Annotated in this window: 16 protein-coding genes; 11 read left to right on the top strand and 5 right to left on the bottom strand. The window is 68.1% G+C overall.

What is annotated here, in order from left to right:
• Window positions 1–73 precede the first annotated feature (73 nt).
• A complete protein-coding gene (locus AAFF27_22855) occupies window positions 74–280 on the bottom strand; it encodes a DUF3460 family protein (GenBank protein XAH22802.1) in 207 nt (68 codons plus the stop codon).
• A gap of 45 nt (window positions 281–325) precedes the next feature.
• On the opposite strand from AAFF27_22855, the gene AAFF27_22850 reads away from it, so the two are divergent.
• Together AAFF27_22850 and AAFF27_22845 are read left to right on the top strand one after the other, a co-directional pair.
• Complete coding sequence (locus AAFF27_22850; protein ID XAH22801.1) at window positions 326–838, top strand: outer membrane protein assembly factor BamE; 513 nt, start codon at window positions 326–328, stop codon at window positions 836–838.
• Window positions 839–945: 107 nt separating this feature from the next.
• On the top strand, window positions 946–1,197 hold the full coding sequence (locus AAFF27_22845; protein XAH22800.1) for a GlsB/YeaQ/YmgE family stress response membrane protein: 252 nt from the start codon (window positions 946–948) through the stop codon (window positions 1,195–1,197).
• A gap of 9 nt (window positions 1,198–1,206) precedes the next feature.
• Here AAFF27_22845 and metG read toward each other — a convergent pair whose 3' ends face one another.
• Both metG and AAFF27_22835 read right to left on the bottom strand, forming a co-directional pair.
• The gene (gene metG / locus AAFF27_22840; GenBank protein XAH22799.1) at window positions 1,207–3,273 is read right to left on the bottom strand and encodes a methionine--tRNA ligase; all 2,067 of its coding nucleotides are present in this window, start codon (window positions 3,271–3,273) and stop codon (window positions 1,207–1,209) included.
• A gap of 56 nt (window positions 3,274–3,329) precedes the next feature.
• A complete protein-coding gene (locus AAFF27_22835; protein XAH22798.1) occupies window positions 3,330–4,574 on the bottom strand; it encodes a patatin-like phospholipase family protein in 1,245 nt (414 codons plus the stop codon).
• Window positions 4,575–4,636: 62 nt separating this feature from the next.
• Here AAFF27_22835 and apbC point away from each other — a divergent pair, with 62 nt between their 5' ends.
• The 7 genes from apbC (at window position 4,637) to fdhD (ending at window position 13,514) form a co-directional block, all read left to right on the top strand.
• Window positions 4,637–5,734, top strand: coding sequence for an iron-sulfur cluster carrier protein ApbC (apbC, locus tag AAFF27_22830; protein XAH22797.1), 1,098 nt, complete (start codon window positions 4,637–4,639; stop codon window positions 5,732–5,734).
• A gap of 16 nt (window positions 5,735–5,750) precedes the next feature.
• Window positions 5,751–6,695 carry a LysR substrate-binding domain-containing protein gene (locus AAFF27_22825; protein XAH22796.1) on the top strand — a complete coding sequence of 315 codons (945 nt, stop codon included), beginning with the start codon at window positions 5,751–5,753 and terminating at the stop codon, window positions 6,693–6,695.
• Window positions 6,696–6,843: 148 nt separating this feature from the next.
• A complete protein-coding gene (locus AAFF27_22820; GenBank protein XAH22795.1) occupies window positions 6,844–8,475 on the top strand; it encodes an OFA family MFS transporter in 1,632 nt (543 codons plus the stop codon).
• Between the two features lie 10 nt (window positions 8,476–8,485).
• Window positions 8,486–10,006 carry a methyl-accepting chemotaxis protein gene (locus AAFF27_22815; GenBank protein XAH22794.1) on the top strand — a complete coding sequence of 507 codons (1,521 nt, stop codon included), beginning with the start codon at window positions 8,486–8,488 and terminating at the stop codon, window positions 10,004–10,006.
• 67 nt (window positions 10,007–10,073) lie between these two features.
• Entirely contained in the window at window positions 10,074–12,401 is a 2,328-nt protein-coding gene (locus AAFF27_22810) for an FdhF/YdeP family oxidoreductase (GenBank protein XAH22793.1), read from the top strand.
• Window positions 12,398–12,658, top strand: a complete 261-nt coding sequence (locus AAFF27_22805; GenBank protein ID XAH22792.1) for a hypothetical protein — start codon at window positions 12,398–12,400, stop codon at window positions 12,656–12,658. The genes AAFF27_22810 and AAFF27_22805 overlap by 4 nt, the downstream gene beginning before the upstream one ends.
• Before the next feature lie 7 nt (window positions 12,659–12,665).
• Window positions 12,666–13,514 carry a formate dehydrogenase accessory sulfurtransferase FdhD gene (gene fdhD / locus AAFF27_22800; GenBank protein XAH22791.1) on the top strand — a complete coding sequence of 283 codons (849 nt, stop codon included), beginning with the start codon at window positions 12,666–12,668 and terminating at the stop codon, window positions 13,512–13,514.
• Between the two features lie 106 nt (window positions 13,515–13,620).
• Here fdhD and AAFF27_22795 read toward each other — a convergent pair whose 3' ends face one another.
• A complete protein-coding gene (locus AAFF27_22795; protein XAH22790.1) occupies window positions 13,621–14,535 on the bottom strand; it encodes a LysR family transcriptional regulator in 915 nt (304 codons plus the stop codon).
• A 201-nt stretch (window positions 14,536–14,736) separates the two neighbouring features.
• Between AAFF27_22795 and AAFF27_22790 the strand changes: the two genes are divergently transcribed.
• Window positions 14,737–15,600: an alpha/beta hydrolase gene (locus AAFF27_22790; GenBank protein XAH22789.1), complete on the top strand. Its 864-nt coding sequence runs from the start codon at window positions 14,737–14,739 to the stop codon at window positions 15,598–15,600.
• 151 nt (window positions 15,601–15,751) lie between these two features.
• Here AAFF27_22790 and AAFF27_22785 read toward each other — a convergent pair whose 3' ends face one another.
• Entirely contained in the window at window positions 15,752–16,723 is a 972-nt protein-coding gene (locus AAFF27_22785; GenBank protein ID XAH22788.1) for an AraC family transcriptional regulator, read from the bottom strand.
• Between the two features lie 194 nt (window positions 16,724–16,917).
• Between AAFF27_22785 and AAFF27_22780 the strand changes: the two genes are divergently transcribed.
• Window positions 16,918–18,150 (top strand): efflux RND transporter periplasmic adaptor subunit, encoded by a 1,233-nt coding sequence (locus AAFF27_22780; protein XAH22787.1) that lies wholly within the window; start codon window positions 16,918–16,920, stop codon window positions 18,148–18,150.
• The last annotated feature ends 5 nt before the right edge of the window (window positions 18,151–18,155 follow it).

Genomic DNA, 18,155 nt, shown 5'->3' with positions numbered 1-18,155 from the left:
TCTTTGGGTGCTATTTAAAGTATAGCTATAAGCCGGCGTGTAGCCTGCGTTTCAGCCACTTTTCTTTAAAAAATCAGCTGGCGTCGGTCTGGTAGACGTAGGGCTTTTGCGGCACGTTGCCGTCGCGGTATTCCTGGGAGGCGCTGCGGTCCACGTTCTTGTCCCACAGCAAGGCCCGACCGGCACGCTGTTCGGCCTCCAGCGTCGGCTTCTGCTGCTTGAGCTGGTCGATGAACTGGGTGGCATCGGAGGTGTAGTGGGGGCGATTGAAGATGGACATGGCAGGCTGCTATCGTGGAACCCGCGATTTTACCGGGGGATAGGTATGAACAGGAGTTGGCGGGTTTGGGCGCAGGCGGGGCTGCTGGCCATGGTCTGTTGGCTGGCCGGTTGTGACGGTGACCGCATCCGGGCGCTGGAAGAGGGTGTTTCCACCGAAGCCGACGTGCGCCGCACCTTCGGCGAGCCCGAGCGCGTCTGGCCCGAAGCCGGCGGCGCCCGCACCTTCGAGTACAACCGCCAGCCCGCCGGGCAGCGCAACTACATGATCACCATAGGCGCAGACGGCAAGATGAGCGCCCTGCGCCAGGTGCTGACGCCCGCCAACTTCGCCCAGATCCAGCCCGGCATGGCGGCGGAAGAGGTGCGGCGCCGGCTCGGCCGGCCCATGAAGGACACGCCCTTTGCCCGCACCGGCGAGACGATCTGGGACTGGCGCTACCTGGAGCCGCCCAATACCGCCATGGTGTTCAGCACCACCTTCGGCCCCGACGGCCGGGTACTGCGCACCGGCAGCACGCTGGACCCGCAGTCCGAGGCGCAGCGGGCGGGGGGCTGATCCGGCCCGCTGCTTACACCGCGTCACAGGCTGGCGGCCTGGCCTTTCTATAAACAGGCTTGGGATCGAGGCACTCCCGCCCCCGTCACCCTGAAAGGAATCGCTTCATGTCCATCATCGGAACCCTGATCGTCGGCCTCATCGTGGGCCTGATCGCCCGAGCGCTCAAGCCTGGCAACAACAGCATGGGCTGGATCATGACCATCGTGCTGGGCATTGCCGGCTCCTTTGTGGCCGGCTACATCGGCCAGGCCATGGGCTGGTACGCAGTGGGCCAGCCGGCCGGCTGGATCGCCTCCATCGTGGGCGCGATCATCCTGCTGGTGATCTACGGCTTTATTTCGCACCGGCGAGTCTGACGAACGCTCTTAGCCCACCCGCATGCCCGGCGTCGCGCCTGGCCATGGCTCCAGCACGTGGATGCCCGGGTGGGCTTTCTCGTCGGCGTGGCTGGCGGCCAGCACCATGCCTTCGCTAATACCGAACTTCATCTTGCGCGGCGCCAGGTTGGCGACCATCACGGTCAGCTTGCCGATCAACTGCTCAGGTTTGTAGGCGCTGGCGATGCCGCTGAAGACGTTGCGGTGGCGGCCTTCGCCCACGTCCAGCGTCAGGCGCAGCAGCTTGGTCGAGCCCTCGACCGGCTCGCAGTTCACGATCTGGGCAATGCGCAGGTCGATCTTGGCGAAGTCGTCGATGCCGATGGTGGGCGCCAGTTCCTCGCCGCCGGGCACGGTGGCCTCAGGCTCGGGCGCTGCAGGCGGCTCGAACAATGCGTCCAGCTGCTTCACATCCACGCGCTGCATCAGATGCTGGTAGGCGCCGATGCTGTGGCCCGCGCCCAGCAGCGTTTGCGCGTCGGCCGAGCTGAGCGGCTTGGCGTTCAGGAAGACCTCGACCTGTGCGGCCAGGGCCGGCAGCACGGGCTTCAGGTAGATGCAGAGCAGGCGGAAGGCCTCGATGCAGGTGGTGCAGACGTCCTGCAGGCGTGCGTCCTGGCCTTCTTGCTTGGCCAGCTCCCAGGGCTTGTTGGCGTCCACGTATTCGTTCACGCGGTCGGCCAGCAGCATGGTTTCGCGCACGGCGCGGGCGGTGTCGCGCTTCTCGAAGGCGTCGAAGATGGTGGCGGCCTGCGCGCGCAGGGTGGCCAGCAGGGCCTGCCCGTCTTCACTCACCGTGCCGAGCTGGCCGCCAAAGCGCTTGGCAAGAAAGCCGGCCGCGCGCGAGGCGATGTTGATGAACTTGCCCACCAGGTCGCTGTTGACCCGGGCCATGAAGTCTTCGGGGTTGAAGTCGATGTCTTCGTTGCGGCCATTGAGCTTGGCCGCCAGGTAGTAGCGCAGCCATTCCGGGTTCATGCCCAGGCCCAGGTACTTGAGCGGGTCCAGGCCGGTGCCGCGGCTCTTGCTCATCTTCTCGCCGTTGTTCACGGTGAGGAAGCCGTGCACAAAGATGTTGTCGGGCGTCTTGCGGCCGCTGAAATGCAGCATCGCCGGCCAGAACAGCGTGTGGAAGGTGACGATGTCCTTGCCGATGAAGTGGTACTGCTCCAGCGCCGGGTTGGCCATGTAGGCGGTGTAGTCCTGGCCGCGCTTGCCCAGCAGGTTCTTGAGCGATGCCAGGTAGCCCACTGGCGCGTCCAGCCACACGTAGAAGTACTTGCCCGGCGCATCGGGGATCTCGATGCCGAAGTAGGGCGCGTCGCGGCTGATGTCCCAGTCGCCCAGGCCTTCGCTGGTGCTGCCGTCCGGGTTGGTGCGCACGCTGAACCATTCCTTGACCTTGTTGGCCACCTCGGGCTGCAGCCGGCCATCCTGCGTCCAGCGCTCCAAAAATTCCACGCAGCGCGGGTCCGACAGCTGGAAGAAGAAATGCTCCGAGCTTTTCAGCACCGGCTTGGCGCCGGACAAGGCCGAGTAGGGGTTGATCAGGTCGGTCGGTGCATAGACGGCACCGCAGTTCTCGCAGTTGTCGCCGTACTGGTCCTTGCTGTGGCAGCGCGGGCATTCGCCCTTGATGAAGCGATCTGGCAGGAACATGTTCTTCTCGGGGTCGAAGAACTGCTCGATGGTGCGGGTTTCGATCAGGCCGGCGGCCTTCAGGTCGAGGTAGATCTGCTGCGCGAGTTCATGGTTCTCGGGCGCGTCGGTGGAATGCCAGTTGTCGAACTGGATGTGGAAGCCGTCGAGGTATTCCTTGCGGCCGGCGGCGATGTTGGCGACGAATTGCTGCGGTGTGATGCCGGCCTTTTCGGCCGCGATCATGATCGGCGCGCCATGCGCGTCGTCGGCACCGACGAAGTTCACCGCATGGCCCTGCATCCGCTGGAACCGCACCCAGGTATCGGCCTGGATGTATTCCATGATGTGGCCGATGTGGAACTTGCCGTTGGCATACGGCAGGGCGGTGGTGACGAAGAGTGTGCGTTGGGACATCGGAGGGCGGGCTTTCGGCAATCGGTCAGTCGCCGCGGGTGGGCGAACCTGGGATTTTACGGCGCCACCTGCCGCACCAAAGAGGCATCCCAGCCGAAGAATTGGCAGATCTCGGCACGCTGGCGCAGCGCGTCGGCCCGGCCCAGGGCCATCAGCTCGCGCGTGTAGCCGGCCTCAAACAGCAGGTAGCTCGCCAGCGCGGCGCTGCGCGCATCGGTCCCGTGCGGGGCCACGCCCAGCCCGGCGAGCAGGCTGCGCACGGCTGGCGGCAGCGCCTGCACGTGGCGCGCCGCCACCCCGTCCAGGCGCTCGGAGGGTGAGATCTCCAGCAGCTCGATGGGGCGCAGCTTGCTGGCGTGCAGCGCCTTGGCCGGTATCAGGGCCAGCGTCTGGTTGATGCGCTGCACCCGCTCCACGTCCACCGGCAGCGCATCCAGGAAGATGCTGGACAGCGCATGGCCGGCGATCTGCGCCAGCGTGGGGTAGCTGGCCGTCGTGTGGAGCACGGCCGGGGCGCGCGGCTCAAGCGAGCGCCCGGCGCCAATCACCAGGATGCGTTCGGCGCCCAGGTGGATGGCCGGCGCGATGGGGGCTGATTGGCGCATCGAGCCGTCGCCGAAGTATTCGAGCCGGTTGTCGAACTCCAGCGGCGTCGCCGGGAAGACGAAGGGAATCGCCGAGGAAGCCAGCAGGTGCGCCGTGGTGATGCGATCGCGCACGGCCATGCGCTGTGAGCGCACCCAGGGCTCGGTGCGGCGGCCGGCCTCGAAGAAGGTCACGTGCTCGCCCGAGCTGTAGCTGGAGGCGGTCACGGCCAGCGCATGCAAGTGCCCCTGGCGGATCAGCCGTGGCAGGCGTACCAGCGGGACCAAGGTGGTCAGCAGCCCCTCCAGCGGCTTGTTGTCCAGCAACGAGCGCGGCCGCAGCCGGCGCCAGCGCGTCAGCGCCCAGCCCAAGGACAGCAGGCTGAGCCAGCGCGCGCCGCTGCGCAGCATGCTGAGGGCATCGGCGCGGTAGACCTGCTCGGTCTGGATGTTGCGCCAGACCTGCGCCACGCGCCGCACCGTGCCGTCGAAGTCATCGGCGCCGCAGGCCAGGGCGGATGCGTTGATGGCGCCGGCCGAGGTGCCGGCAATGATCGGAAACGGATTGCCCTGCCGCTGGGCGCCGGCTGCCAGCCGCAGGTCGGCAATGGCTTCCAGTACCCCGACCTGGTAGGCGGCACGGGCGCCGCCGCCCGTGAGCAGCAGGCCGGTGAGGGGCACGGCGGGGGCGGCGGGGACTTTGGCGGAGCGGAACATAGAGGGCGATTATTGGTTGATGAATGGCTTCGCTAGACTCACCGCATATCAGGAAAGTACGTATGGCAGCTACAGAACAGGCGCTCTTGGGCGCATTGGCGACGGTCGTGGATTCCGTGACCGGCAAGGATTTCGTCTCTACCCGCGCTTTGCGCGACCTGGCGGTGGACGGGCAAGGCAACGTGCGCTTCGGCGTGGAGCTGGGCTATCCGGCCGCCAGCCGCCACGCGGCGCTGCGCGAGGCGCTCACGGCGGCGGCGCGCCAGGTGCCGGGCGTGCAGGCGGTAGAGGTGGCAATCACCACCCGCATCGTCGCCCACTCGGTGCAGCGCGGCCTGCAGCCCATGCCCGAGGTAAAGAACATCGTCGCCGTGGCCTCGGGCAAGGGCGGCGTGGGCAAGAGCACCACGGCGGCCAACCTGGCGCTGGCGCTGGCGGCTGAAGGGGCGACCGTCGGCTTGCTCGATGCCGACATCTACGGCCCCAGCGTGCCGACCATGATGGGCATTGCCGGGCAAAAGCCCGCCAGCACCGACGGCAAGACCATGGAACCCCTGGTGGCCCATGGCATCCAGGTGATGTCCATCGGTTTTCTGGTCGAGCCCGACCAGGCCATGATCTGGCGCGGCCCCATGGCCACGCAGGCGCTGGAGCAACTGCTGCGCCAGACCAACTGGAAGGGCCTGGACTACCTGGTGGTCGACATGCCGCCCGGCACCGGCGACATCCAGCTCACGCTGAGCCAGCGCGTGCCGATTGCCGGCGCCGTGATCGTCACCACGCCGCAGGACATTGCGCTGATCGACGCCAAGAAGGGCGTGAAGATGTTCGAGAAAGTGGGCGTGCCGCTGCTGGGCCTGGTGGAGAACATGGCGGTGCACATCTGCAGCCAGTGCGGGCATGCAGAGCACATCTTTGGCGAGGGCGGCGGCCAGCGCCTGGCCACCGAGTACGGCATGGACTACCTGGGCGCACTGCCGCTGGCGCTGGACATCCGCCTGCAGGCCGACGGCGGCACACCCACCGTGGCCGCCGCGCCCGAGGGCCCGCATGCGGCGCTCTACCGCGACATTGCCCAGCGCGTGGCGGTGGCGTTGGCCGGCCGCACCAAGGACTTCTCCAGCCGCTTCCCGACGATCACGGTCAGCCAGAACACGTGATGCCTGCAGCCGCAACGTGAATCTGCTGGCTTCCATGCGCTACCTGGTGGCGCTCAACGAGCACCGCCACTTCGGCCGCGCGGCGCAGGCCTGCCACATCACGCAGCCGGCGCTGTCCAACGCCTTGCGCGCGCTGGAGCAGGAGTTTGGCGTGGTCATCGTGCAGCGGGGCCGTGCCTATGCCGGCCTGACCCACGAAGGCGAGCGCGTGCTGTCCACCGCCCAGCGCATGCTGCGCGAGCACACCTTGCTGCAAGACGAGCTGCACAGCGGCGCAGACCGCCCGCGTGGCACCCTGCGCATCGGCGCCGTGCCAACCGCGGTGCCGGTGGTGGCACGCTTTGCCGCACTGTTGCAGGCGCGCCACCCGGGCATCCTGCCGGTGGTGCGCTCCATGAGCTCGCCCGAGATCGAGATGGACCTGGATGCGCTGTCGCTCGACATCGGCCTGGGCTACACCGACCGCCTGGGCGAGCGCGGCCTGCGGCTGACGGCGCTGCCGCAGTACACCGAGCGCTACTACCTGGTGCGCCGTGCCGCGCTGGCTGCGCCGGCGCGCATGGCCCTGGGCCCGGCGGTGTCCTGGAAAGAGGCATCGCAGCACCCGTTGTGCCTGCTGACCGAGGAAATGCACAACCGCACCATCATCGACAGCGCCCTGGCCATGGCCGGCGCGCAGGTCAAGCCGGCGATCGAGACCAACTCCATCCTGGCCCTGGTGTTGAGCGTGGTGGTGGGCGAGGTCTGCAGCATCCTGCCCGGCGCGCTGGTGGATGCGGTGCGCGGCTACGGCACGCTGGAGGCGCTGCCGCTGATACACCCGGAGGTGCATACGCCGGTCGGCTTCATCCTGCAGGCGGGGGCGCGGCCTTCGCGCGCGCTGGATGCGGCCCTGGCCTTGGCCCGCGAGGCCGACTGGCTGCAGCGCGTGGCGGCCCACACCGGCGACTTCGACGATTGAGTCAGGAATGAGGCAAAGCCTCATTTAGTTTTCGAATTGCCCAATATGGCAATTGAATTTGACCTGCATCAGTTAGTAACAGCACACTCGCGCGCTCTACAAATAAGGGCCTGGATGTCCAGGCTCGCCACTCACAGAGGAGAGATGCATGCCCGGTTTTCTGGACAAGGAACGCACCATAGCCGGCCCCGGCTTCAACCGGTGGCTGGTTCCCCCCGCAGCGCTGGCCATTCACCTGTGCATCGGCATGGCCTATGGCTTCTCGGTGTTCTGGCTGCCTTTGTCCAAGGCCTTGTCCACGGCCGGCACCGGCGCGCAGGCCTGTGCCAAGGACATGAGCTTCTTTGCCGAACTGTTCGCCTCCGGCTGTGACTGGCGCATTGCCACGCTGGGCTGGATGTACACCTTGTTCTTCGTGTTCCTGGGCTGCTCGGCCGCGATCTGGGGCGGCTGGCTCGAGCGCGCCGGCCCGCGCAAGGCTGGCGTAGTGTCGGCCGTGTGCTGGTGTGGCGGCATGCTGCTGTCGGCGCTGGGCATTCACCTGCACCAGTTCTGGCTGATGATTTTGGGCTCGGGCGTGATCGGCGGCATCGGGCTGGGGTTGGGCTATATCTCGCCCGTCTCGACACTGATCAAGTGGTTCCCGGACCGGCGCGGCATGGCCACCGGCATGGCCATCATGGGCTTTGGCGGCGGCGCGATGATCGGCTCGCCCCTGGCAGTGGACCTGATGAAAACCTTCGCCACCCCCACCGACGTGGGCGTGATGCAGACCTTCGTCGTCATGGCGCTGGTGTATTTCGTCTTCATGATGGCCGGCGCACTCGGCTACCGCGTGCCGGCCACGGGCTGGAAGCCGGCCGGCTGGACGCCGCCGCCTGCGAGTGCCAGCGCCATGATCACGCAGCGCCACGTGCACGTGAAGAAGGTCTGGGGCATTCCGCAGTTCTGGCTGGTCTGGATCGTGCTGTGCATGAACGTGAGCGCCGGCATTGGCGTGATCGGCATGGCCTCGCCCATGCTGCAAGAGGTGTTTGGCGGCGCGCTGATTGGCGTGCAGCAGAAGTTCGGCGAACTCGACAAGACCCAGCTGGCGGCCATTGCTGCGGTGGCTGGCGGCTTCACCGCGCTGCTGTCACTGTTCAACATTGGCGGCCGTTTCTTCTGGGCCAGCCTGTCTGACAAGCTCGGCCGCAAGATGACCTATGTGGCCTTCTTCGTGCTGGGTGGCCTGCTCTACGCCAGCATTCCCGGCTCGGCCGCGGCTGGCAGCAAGCTGCTGTTCGTGGCGGCCTTCTGCATCATCCTGTCCATGTACGGTGGCGGCTTTGCCACGGTGCCCGCCTATCTGGCCGACCTGTTCGGCACGCAGTTTGTCGGCGCCATCCACGGTCGCCTGCTGACCGCCTGGGCCACCGCCGGCATCCTGGGCCCGGTGGTCGTCAACTACATGCGCGAGTACCAACTGGGCCTGGGCCTGCCGCGCGAGCAGGTCTACAACCAGACCATGTACATCCTGGTCGGCATGCTGGTGATCGGCCTGATCGCCAACCTGCTGGTGCGCCCGCTGGCCGACAAGTGGTTCATGACCGAAGAAGAACTGGCCATCGAGAAGAAGCTGGCCCACGAGAAATCGGCGGCCGCTGAAGTCGGCGCCGGCTCTGGCGTGGGTGGCAGCACCAGCCCGGTGTTGGTGCCCCTGGCCTGGCTGGCCGTGGGCATTCCGCTGGCCTGGGGCATTTATCGAACCTTGGTGAGTGCTGCCAAGTTCTTCCAGTAAATTGCTGCATATGCCGCTGCCCGGCTCCCTGCGGCGTCGGATCAATGCAGCGGCGCAGCGCTTTGCGGCCGAGCATGCCGGCGCCTTCAGCCTGGGCGCTTCCCAGGCCGGGGCGCCGACCCTGCTGTGCGGCGGCAAGCTGCTCAACGGCGACTTCGCGGTAGCCGACCGCTTCACCGCGCAGACCGGTGTACGCGCCACGGTGTTCGTCCGCCAGGGCAGCGACTTCCTTCGCATCGCCACGTCGGTGCGCAAGCAGGACGGCGGGCGTGCCGTGGGCACGCTGCTTGACCGCTCCCACCCTGGCTACAGCGCTCTGCTGGCGGGGCGTTCGTATGCCGGCTACGCCACCGTGTTCGGGCGCCAGAACATGACCCGCTACGACCCGGTGCGCGATGCCTCGGGCCAGGTGGTGGGCGTGCTTTATGTCGGACTGGATGTCAGCGAGATCCCCGCGCTGAACGTGGCAGGGCGCCTGGCGCTGTCGGCGCTGGCGCTGCAGTACCTGCTGTGGGGCCTGGCCTGGCTGGTGTTGCCACGCTTGCCACTCGCTTGGGACATTGCCCTTTGCATGCTGCCGCTGCTGGTGGCGGCGCTGGTGTACGGCATGGCGCAGCGCGGCATTGCACGCCCGGTGGCCGAGGGCCGTGGCGCAGCGCAGCGCATTGCCGCTGGCGACCTCACCACCCAGATGCACGTGGCGCGGCGCGACGAGATCGGCCAGATGCTGCAGGCCATCAACGGCATTGGAGTGGGCCTGGCGGGCCTGGTAGGCCATGTGCGGCTTGGCGCCGAGGGGCTGCGCCTGTCGACCCGCGAGATTGCCGCCGGCAATACCGACCTGGCCGCACGTACCGAGCAGCAGGCCGGCGAGGTGAATGCCACCGCCTCGGCGCTAGAGCAACTGACGGCAACCGTGGCGCAGAACGCCGAGCATGCGCGGCGCGTCAACGGCCTGATGGCTGCGGTGTCGCAGGCCACCGGCCAGAGCGGCACTGCGGTGGAGCGCGTGGTGGTCACCATGGGCGAAATCCGCGAGGGCGCGCACCGCATCCAGGACATCATCGGCATCATCGACGGCATTGCCTTCCAGACCAACATCCTGGCGCTCAACGCTGCGGTAGAGGCCGCGCGTGCCGGCGAGCAGGGCCGTGGCTTTGCCGTGGTGGCGGCCGAGGTGCGGGCGCTGGCGCAGCGCTCGGCCAGCGCCGCGCGTGAGATCCGTGGCCTGATCGCGGCCTCTGTCGAGCGGGTGGACGCCGGTGGCGGGCTGGTGGATGATGCTCGCCGCTCAATGCAGGGAATTGCCCACTCGATTGCCGAAGTTACCGGACTGATAGAGGGAATTGCCGCTGCCAGCGGGCAGCAAAGCAGTGGCATCGGCAATATCCACCAGAGCGTCGGGCGTATCGAGCAAATGACGCAGCAGAACGCGGCGCTGGTCGAGCAGGCCGCAGCCGCCGCCCTGCGCATGCGCGAGCAGGCGGCGGCGCTGGCCGACGCTGCAGCCACTTTCAAAACCCCGGCATAGCGGTTCTGCCGTGCACGGCACCGCCCGGCGGGTGTCCAATCCGCAAATGCAAGCCCAGGAGACTGCGATGAGCGAACAAAAAATCGAAATCTACAAAGGCCCGGCTGGCGGCTGGGGCGCATTGCGCTCGGTGGGCCGGCACCTGAAGCAGCAAGACATCCCGATCAAGGGGGCACGCACGCTGCTGTCGGCCAACCAGCCAGATGGTTTTGACTGCCCGGGCTGCGCCTGGCCGGACCGCAACCATGCATCCACCTTCGAGTTCTGCGAGAACGGCGCCAAGGCCGTGGCGGCCGAGGCCACCGCGCGCCGCACCGGGCCCGAGCTGTTCGCGCAATACAGCGTGGCCGAGCTGGCGCGCCAGAGCGACTTCTGGCTGGAAGACCAGGGCCGCCTGACGCACCCCATGGTCTATGACGCGGCCACCGACCACTACGTGCCCATCAGCTGGGACGACGCCTTTGCGCTGGTTGCGCGCCACCTGAACGCGCTGCCGGACCCGAACCAGGCGATCTTCTACACCTCGGGCCGGGCCAGCAACGAGGCGGCGTTTTTGTACCAGCTGTTCGTGCGCGAGTACGGCACCAACAATTTCCCCGACTGCTCCAACATGTGCCACGAGCCCAGCGGCAGCGGCATGCGGCCGCAGATTGGCATTGGCAAGGGCACGGTGACGCTGGAAGATTTCGAGCACGCCGACGCCATCTTCATCTTTGGCCAGAACCCCGGCACCAACCACCCGCGCATGCTGGGTGAGTTGCGCGAGGCGCACAAGCGCGGCGCCAAGATCGTCAGCTTCAACCCGCTGCGCGAGCGCGGGCTCGAGCGCTTCGCCGATCCGCAAGACAAGTTCGAGATGGCGACCATGGGCTCCACGCCCATCAGCACGCATTACTTCCAGCTCAAGGTGGGCGGCGACCTGGCTGCGGTCAAGGGCATGATGAAGCACTTGGTCGAGCGCGAGGACGCCGGCGACAAGCTGCTGGACCGCGCCTTCATCGCCCAGCACACGCGTGGCCTGGAGGCGCTGCTGGATGACCTGCGCGCCGAATCCTGGGAGCGCATCGAGGCCGAGTCCGGCCTGCCGCAGGCGCAGATCCGCGAGGCCGCCGAGGTCTACTGCAATGCCGGCAGCGTGATCGCCTGCTGGGGCATGGGCATTACCCAGCACACGCATTCGGTGGCCACCATCCAACTGATCACCGACCTGCTGCTGCTGCGCGGCAACATTGGCCGCCCGGGCGCCGGGCCGTGCCCGGTGCGCGGCCACAGCAATGTGCAGGGCGACCGCACCATGGGCATCTGGGAGAAGCCGCCGGCCGCCCTGCTCGACAAGCTGCAAGAGGTGTTTGGTTTCACGCCGCCGCGCGCGCATGGGCTGGACACGGTGGAATCCATCGCCGCCATGCGCGACGGCCGTGGCAAGGTGTTCTTCGCGCTGGGCGGCAACTTTGCCGCGGCCACGCCCGACACCTTCGAGACCTGGAAGGGGCTGCGCCGCTGCGACCTGACCGTGCATGTCACCACCAAGCTCAACCGCAGCCACATCGTGCATGGCCGCGAGGCGCTGATCCTGCCCTGCCTGGGCCGCACCGAGATCGACATGCAGGCCGCCGGCCCGCAGGGCGTGACGGTGGAAGACTCCATGAGCATGGTGCACATCTCCGTGGGCATCAACCCGCCGGCGTCGGAGGAGCTGCTGTCCGAGCCGGCCATCGTCGCGCGGCTGGCGCATGCCACGCTGGGCGCACGCAGCAATATCAACTGGCTCTGGTTGATCGAGGACTACGCCCGCATCCGCGACCTGATCGAAGCCGTGTTCCCCGACTTCAAGGACTTCAACCACCGCATCGCGCACCCGGGCGGCTTTCGCCTGCGCAATACCGCCAGCGAACGCATCTGGAACACCGCCTCGCAGCGCGCTGAGTTCTTCGTGCACCCGGTGCCGCTGGACACGCCGGTGCACCGCGCCCGGGCGCGGCTGCGCGACACGCAGGTGTTCAACCTGCTCTCCACCCGTTCGCACGACCAGTACAACACCACCATCTACGGCCACGACGACCGCTACCGCGGCGTGTTCGGCCAGCGCCGCGTGGTCTTCATCCACGCCGAAGACATCCACGCGCTGGGCCTGAAGAATGGCGACTGGGTCGACATCCGCACGGTCTGGGACGATGGCCAGGAGCGCCATGCCGACCGCTTCAAGCTGGTGCAATACGACATCCCGCGCGGCTGCCTGGCGGCCTACTACCCCGAGACCAATCCGCTGGTGCCGCTGGAGTCGGTGGCGCTCAACGCCGGCACGCCTACCTCCAAATCGATCCCGGTGGTGCTGGTGCCGCATGCTGCCAGCACGCCTGCGCACAGCGCCGCTCTGGCGCAAGCCGTCGTGTGAGCACGCCGCCGCTGGCTGTTGCCATCCTGCAGGCGCTGGCAGAAGAGGGCGCCGGTGCCGTGTCCCTGCCGCGCCTGGGCAAGCGCCTGCAACTGGAGGCCAGCACGGTGATGCGCCAGCTCTCGCTCATGGGCAGTGCGCGCATTGGCGGGCAGGCCGGGCCCGGCTGGGTGCAGGTGGAACACGTGGGCGAGCGCTGGATGGTGCGGCTGACCGAGGCCGGGCTGGCGCAGGCTGGCCGCATAGCTGCGCCATGATTGCGCCATGACTGCCGAAGACGCTCCACTGCCGCCACCGCTGATCCCCGTGCAGGTGCAGCGCCAGCAACTGGCCAGCGGCCAGCTGCAGTCCGCCGCCGACAGCGATCTGGTCGCCGCCGAGGTGCCGGTGGCGCTGGTCTTCAATGGCCTGTCGCACGCCGTCATGATGGCCACGCCGCAGGACCTGGAGGCCTTCGCCCTGGGCTTTGCGCTGAGCGAAGGCCTGCTCGACACGCCGGCAGATTGCTACGGCATAGAGCTGCGCCGCGCCGCCACCAGTACGGACGACGACCCCGAAACCCCCGCCATCGAGGTGCACCTGGAAGTCGCCAGCCGCTGCTTTGCCCGCCTGAAGGACCGGCGCCGCGCGCTGGCGGGCCGCACCGGCTGCGGCGTCTGCGGCATCGACAGCCTGCAGGCGCTGGACCTGCTGCCCGAGCAGGTGCCCCAGCCCGATTGGCTGCAGGCGCTGGATGCGCGCACCGTGCTCGCGGCCTTCGACGGCCTGGCTGCGCTGCAGCCGCTGAATGCGCAGGTCGGCTCCCTGCACGCCGCCGGCTGGGCGCTGCCGGACGGTCGGTTGACGGATGTGCTGGAAGACGTGGGCCGCCACAACGCGCTCGACAAGCTGCTGGGCCGCCTGGCCGCCCAGGGACGCTTGGGCGAGCCGGGCTTTGTCGTCATGTCCAGCCGCGCCAGCTACGAGCTGGCCCGCAAGTGCGCGCGCCTGGGCGTGCCGGCGCTGGCGACCATTTCGGCCCCCACGGGGCTGGCGGTGCAGATTGCGCGGCAGGCCGGCATGCGGCTATGGGGCCTGTGCCGCGGGCCGCGCGCCGTGCTCTACGCCGGTTGATGCCGGCAAGGCGCGGGACCACAACTATCAAATAGATAGCTATAAGCCCAGGCTGCACCTGGGATAGAGGCATATTTCATCAAAAAAATGTCCACAGAGGACATCGCTAGGAGGACCGCAGGTGCGGATGCTGTGCAAACAGCTCCGCCGCCCAGTCCACAAAGGCCCGCACCTTGGCGCTCAGGTGGCGGTTGGGCGGGTAGACCACGTGCACCGGCAGTGGCGGGTGCTGCCAGTCGGGCAGCACCTCTACCAGTTCACCGCTGGCCAGGTAGGGCGCGGCCAGGAAGCGTGCCGCCTGGCTGATGCCCAGCCCCCCCAGCAGGGCCGCCATGTGGGCGTTGCTTTCGTTGACCGAGAGCTTGTAGCGCGTGTCCAGCTCCAGGTGTTCGCCATCCTTGTCGAACTCGTGCGGGAACAGGCGGCCGGTGCGCGGGGAGAAGAAGCGGATCGTGTAGTGGTCCTCGCTCAGGTCATGCGGGTGTTGTGGCACCCCATGGCGCTCTATATAAGAGGGCGCGGCCACATTGACGAAGGGCAGGCGGCCGATGCGCCGCGCCACCAGGAACTGCTCGGTCAATTCACCACCACGGATCACGCAGTCGACGTTGTCGGTGATCAGGTTCACCGGGCGGTCGCCCACGCCCAGGTCCAGCTGAATGTCCGGATAACGGTCGTAGAAGCTCTGCAGCGCCGGGATCAGGATCAGCCGCGCGATGGACGAGCCCACGTCCACGCGCAGCTTGCCCCTGGGGCTGGCCTGGGCGTTGGTCATGCTGGCCTCGATGTCGTCGAGGTCGCTCAGCAGGCGCACGGTGCGCTCGTAATAGGCGGCGCCATCGGGCGTGACGGTGACGCGGCGCGTGGTGCGGTTGAGCAAGCGCACCTGCAGGCGCGCCTCCAGCGCCTGGATCTGCTTGGTGATGGAGGCCTTGGGCAGCGAGAGTGAATCTGCCGCCTTGGTAAAGGTGCCCGCTTCTACGACGCGGGTAAAGGCCCGCATGGCCTGGATCTGGTCCATGTGCTTTCCTAGTGTCTAACCCAGTTGTGCCGGGGGCGGCGGATTCTGGCCGCTGCAAACCCCGCGATTGTTGGCGTTGTGGAAACAGAGCGCTGGCGTACGGAGGCTTTATCCTCAGGGGACGTGGGCCTACAGTACACCCACTGCCCATCTCGCCGACGCCTTCTTCGACCACCTGCCCGACCACTGCCCGAGACCACCATGTCCACCGACCGCGATCCCACCCTTGCCGCCGCCCCTGCCGGGTTGCCTGCGGCCGTGCCGGAGCAGGACATCGCCCTCGACCTGCCGGGCCGTGCACCGGTAGCGGCGCGCCTCTATGGCCGGCGCCAGCCCGGCGGTGGTACGCCGCTGGTGCTGCACTTCCATGGCGGCGCCTTCGTGGCCGGTGGCCTGGACAACGGCGCCTACGTTGCGCGGCTGCTGGCCCGCGCCGGCGCGGTGGCGGTGTCGCTGGCCTACCCGCTGGCGCCCGAGCACCCCTTCCCCGAACCGGTCGAGATCGGCTTTGCGGCACTGGAGGCGGTCTACCGCCAGCGCGTGCAACTGGCCGGCCGGCGCGTGCGCCTGTACCTGGCGGGCGAAGAAGCCGGCGGCAACCTGGCCGCGTCGGTGGCGCTGATTGCGCGTGACCGCGGGCACCCGCCGCTGGCCGGGCAGATCCTGGTGTCGCCCATGCTCGACCCCTGCACCGGCACGCCCTCGCTGCGCGAGTCCGTCACCTGCGACAACGGCAAATGCAAATGGACCGAAGGTTGGCAGGCCTTCCTGCGCAGCCCCATGGATGCCGAGCATCCCTACGCGGTGCCGGGCAGCGTGCAGCGCCTGACGAACCTGGCGCCCACGCTGGTGCTGGCTGGCGACGACGACCCGATGCGCGACGAAGCCATGGCCTACGCCGAGCGGCTGCGCAGTGCCGGCATCGCGGTCACCAGCCGGGTGCTGAGCGCCACCGACAACTGGCCGGATGCGCTGTTTGCGCCAGAAGACAACGAATGTGCTTGCGGCCCTGCGGTGCTGCAGCAGTTCCAGGCGTTCTTCGAAGTACCTGAACCGCGGCCGTAGCCGTACCCCGCCCCCTTCCCCGTAGTCCCGGATTTTCCGGCGCCGTGTGCGCCGGCGGGACGCGTGTTGCCCATCGTTGCCGGACCCGAAAGGAGTCGCCATGCCATCCACACTGCCAATGCCTTCCGTGAAGACCGCCATCGCTGCTCTGCTAGGACGCGATGGCCAGCGGCGCGTTCTGCTCCCGCATGCGCTGCAGATCCCGCGCGGGCGGGGCGCCGAACAGGCGGGCGTATTCGCGGCTGAACTGCGAGGGGCTCTCGTAACCCACGCGGTGCCCGGCCGTGGCCGCATCGAGCGATTCGGCCATCAGCAGCCGGCGCGCCTCCTGCAGCCGCAGCCGCTTCTGGTACTGGAGCGGGCTGAGGGCAGTGACGGCCTTGAAGTGATGGTGCAGGGCGGAGCTGCTCATGTGGGCGGCCTCGGCCATGACGTCGATGCGCAGCGGCTCGGTGAAGCGCTCTTGCAGCCAGCGGATGGCGTGGTCGATGCGGTGCGCATGGGTGTCTTGCGTCGCGGCCTGGATCAGGCGCCAGCCCTGCGCGCTGCGCAGCAGGCGGTAGAGCAGTTCACGCTCGGCCAGTGGCGCCAGCGCGCCGATGTCCTCGGGAGTGTCGAGCAGGCTGATCAGGCGCACCGCGGCGTCCACCATGGACAGGCTCGCGTTTTCCAGGAACAGGCCGCGCGCCGTGCCTTTGGCGGGCATGGGCAGGCCCAGCTCCAGCACCATCTCGGCGATCTGCCGCGGATCGAAGTCCAGCCGAAAGCACAGGTAGGGCTGCTCGGGCGTGGCGTCAACCACCTCGCCGGTCACGGTCAGGCCGACGGCACCGACGATGTAGCGCGAACGGTCGTAGACATAAACCTCGTTGCCCAGCGTCACCCGCTTGCGGCCCTGCGCCAGGATGCACACCGAGGGTGTGTAGATGCCGCAGATCGGCAGTTGCGGCGCCGCCAGGCGCACCAGTTGCAGGCGCGGGATGCTGGTGGCGTGCAGGCCGTCGCCGGGGCTGTGCCGCAGGATCAGGGCAGCGAGTTCGGTCATGCGCTGGTCAAGGCGCCACTGCTCGGCGGCAGCGGCATCGGCCGGCGGGACGAGGGTGAGGACTGTGGGATTAGGCATGCCGCGCAGCTTAGTCGCGCAGGGCGCCGCACGCGAGCCCCAGACCTCAATTACGCAGGATTGTGCAAGAACCCCGGTGTATCGGGCTACCGCGCCCCAGCCCCTCATTCCTAGACTTGTCGCATCGGCGACTTGCGTCTGCAATAGCCCAATTTTTTCTTTTACTCAATTCTCATATTCCCGGAGGAAATCCCATGAACGCTTCGACCCCTTCTGTTTTGCGCCGCGGCCTGTGGCCGGCGGTAACCGGCCTGACCGCGCTGGCGGCCGTGGTGTCTGCCCTGTTCGGCATGCCAGGCAGCGGCACGGAGGGCCAGGCCGTAGCGGCGGAAGCGCCGGCCGCCGTGCCCGTGACCGTGGCCACCGTGGCCGAGCGCCCGGTGGCGCTGTGGGACGAGTTCTCCGGCCGGCTGGAGGCGGTGCAGCGTGTGGAGGTCCGCTCGCGTGTAGCAGGTGCCATCCAGTCGCTGCACTTTCGTGAAGGCGCGCTGGTGAAGAAGGGCGACCTGCTGCTCACCATCGACCCCGCGCCCTTCGCCGCCGAGGTGGAGCGCGCCGCTGCCCAGGTCGCCGCCGCCGAGGCCCGCGTGGCCCAGGCACGCAGCGAGCAGGCACGTTCGCAGCGCCTGTGGGACGACCGCGCGATTGCCCAGCGCGAGTTCGACGAGCGCCAGAACGGCGCGCTGGAGGCCCAGGCCGACCTGCGCGCCGCGCAGGCCTCGCTGCAGGTGGCGCGCCTGAACCTGTCCTACACCCAGGTGCGGGCACCGGTGGCCGGGCGCATTGGCCGGCGCGAGGTCACTGAAGGCAACCTGGTGGCCGCCGGCCCCAGCGCGCCGGTGCTGGCCACGCTGGTGTCGGTGAGCCCGATCTACGCCAGCTTTGACGCCGACGAGCAAGTGGTCAGCCGCGCGCTGAAAGACCTGCCCGGCGGCGCCGGCGCCCGTACGCAGATCGACCGCATCCCCGTGCGCATGGGCACGGTCGGCATGGACGACACGCCCTATACCGGCCGGCTGCAGCTGATCGACAACCAGGTCGATGCCCGCAGCGGCACGGTGCGCGTGCGCGCCGCCTTCGACAACGCCGACGGTGCCCTGATCCCCGGCCAGTTCGCCCGCGTGCGCATGGGCCAGGTGCACAGCGCGCAACTGCTGCTGGTGAGCGAGCGCGCGGTCGGCACCGACCAGAACAAGAAGTTTGTGATGGTGGTCAATGCCGACGACAAGGCCGAATACCGCGAAGTCACGCTGGGCGCCCCGGCCGAGGGCCTGCGCGTGGTCACCAGCGGCCTGAAGGCCGGCGAGCGCGTGGTCGTCAACGGCCTGCAGCATGTGCGCCCCGGCGCGCTGCTGGCACCAAAGGCCGTGGCCATGGACGCCACGGCGCAGGCGGCGCCTTCGCGCAAGACCGCGGCGCAATCCTGATTGCG

The organism is Xylophilus sp. GW821-FHT01B05, assembly GCA_038961845.1.
GTDB lineage: Bacteria > Pseudomonadota > Gammaproteobacteria > Burkholderiales > Burkholderiaceae_C > Xylophilus.
Note: the sequence above shows the minus strand (reverse complement) of the source record. Positions and strands in the feature narration are given on the sequence as shown.

Coding starts and splice junctions, on each gene's coding strand:
- AAFF27_22795 (XAH22790.1), bottom strand. CDS start 14,535: ATGGACCAGATCCAGGCCATGCGGGCCTTTACCCGCGTCGTAGAAGCG.
- metG (XAH22799.1), bottom strand. CDS start 3,273: ATGTCCCAACGCACACTCTTCGTCACCACCGCCCTGCCGTATGCCAAC.
- AAFF27_22815 (XAH22794.1), top strand. CDS start 8,486: ATGCCGCTGCCCGGCTCCCTGCGGCGTCGGATCAATGCAGCGGCGCAG.
- apbC (XAH22797.1), top strand. CDS start 4,637: ATGGCAGCTACAGAACAGGCGCTCTTGGGCGCATTGGCGACGGTCGTG.
- AAFF27_22785 (XAH22788.1), bottom strand. CDS start 16,723: ATGCCTAATCCCACAGTCCTCACCCTCGTCCCGCCGGCCGATGCCGCT.
- AAFF27_22820 (XAH22795.1), top strand. CDS start 6,844: ATGCCCGGTTTTCTGGACAAGGAACGCACCATAGCCGGCCCCGGCTTC.
- AAFF27_22780 (XAH22787.1), top strand. CDS start 16,918: ATGAACGCTTCGACCCCTTCTGTTTTGCGCCGCGGCCTGTGGCCGGCG.
- AAFF27_22845 (XAH22800.1), top strand. CDS start 946: ATGTCCATCATCGGAACCCTGATCGTCGGCCTCATCGTGGGCCTGATC.
- fdhD (XAH22791.1), top strand. CDS start 12,666: ATGACTGCCGAAGACGCTCCACTGCCGCCACCGCTGATCCCCGTGCAG.
- AAFF27_22835 (XAH22798.1), bottom strand. CDS start 4,574: ATGTTCCGCTCCGCCAAAGTCCCCGCCGCCCCCGCCGTGCCCCTCACC.
- AAFF27_22855 (XAH22802.1), bottom strand. CDS start 280: ATGTCCATCTTCAATCGCCCCCACTACACCTCCGATGCCACCCAGTTC.
- AAFF27_22810 (XAH22793.1), top strand. CDS start 10,074: ATGAGCGAACAAAAAATCGAAATCTACAAAGGCCCGGCTGGCGGCTGG.
- AAFF27_22790 (XAH22789.1), top strand. CDS start 14,737: ATGTCCACCGACCGCGATCCCACCCTTGCCGCCGCCCCTGCCGGGTTG.
- AAFF27_22850 (XAH22801.1), top strand. CDS start 326: ATGAACAGGAGTTGGCGGGTTTGGGCGCAGGCGGGGCTGCTGGCCATG.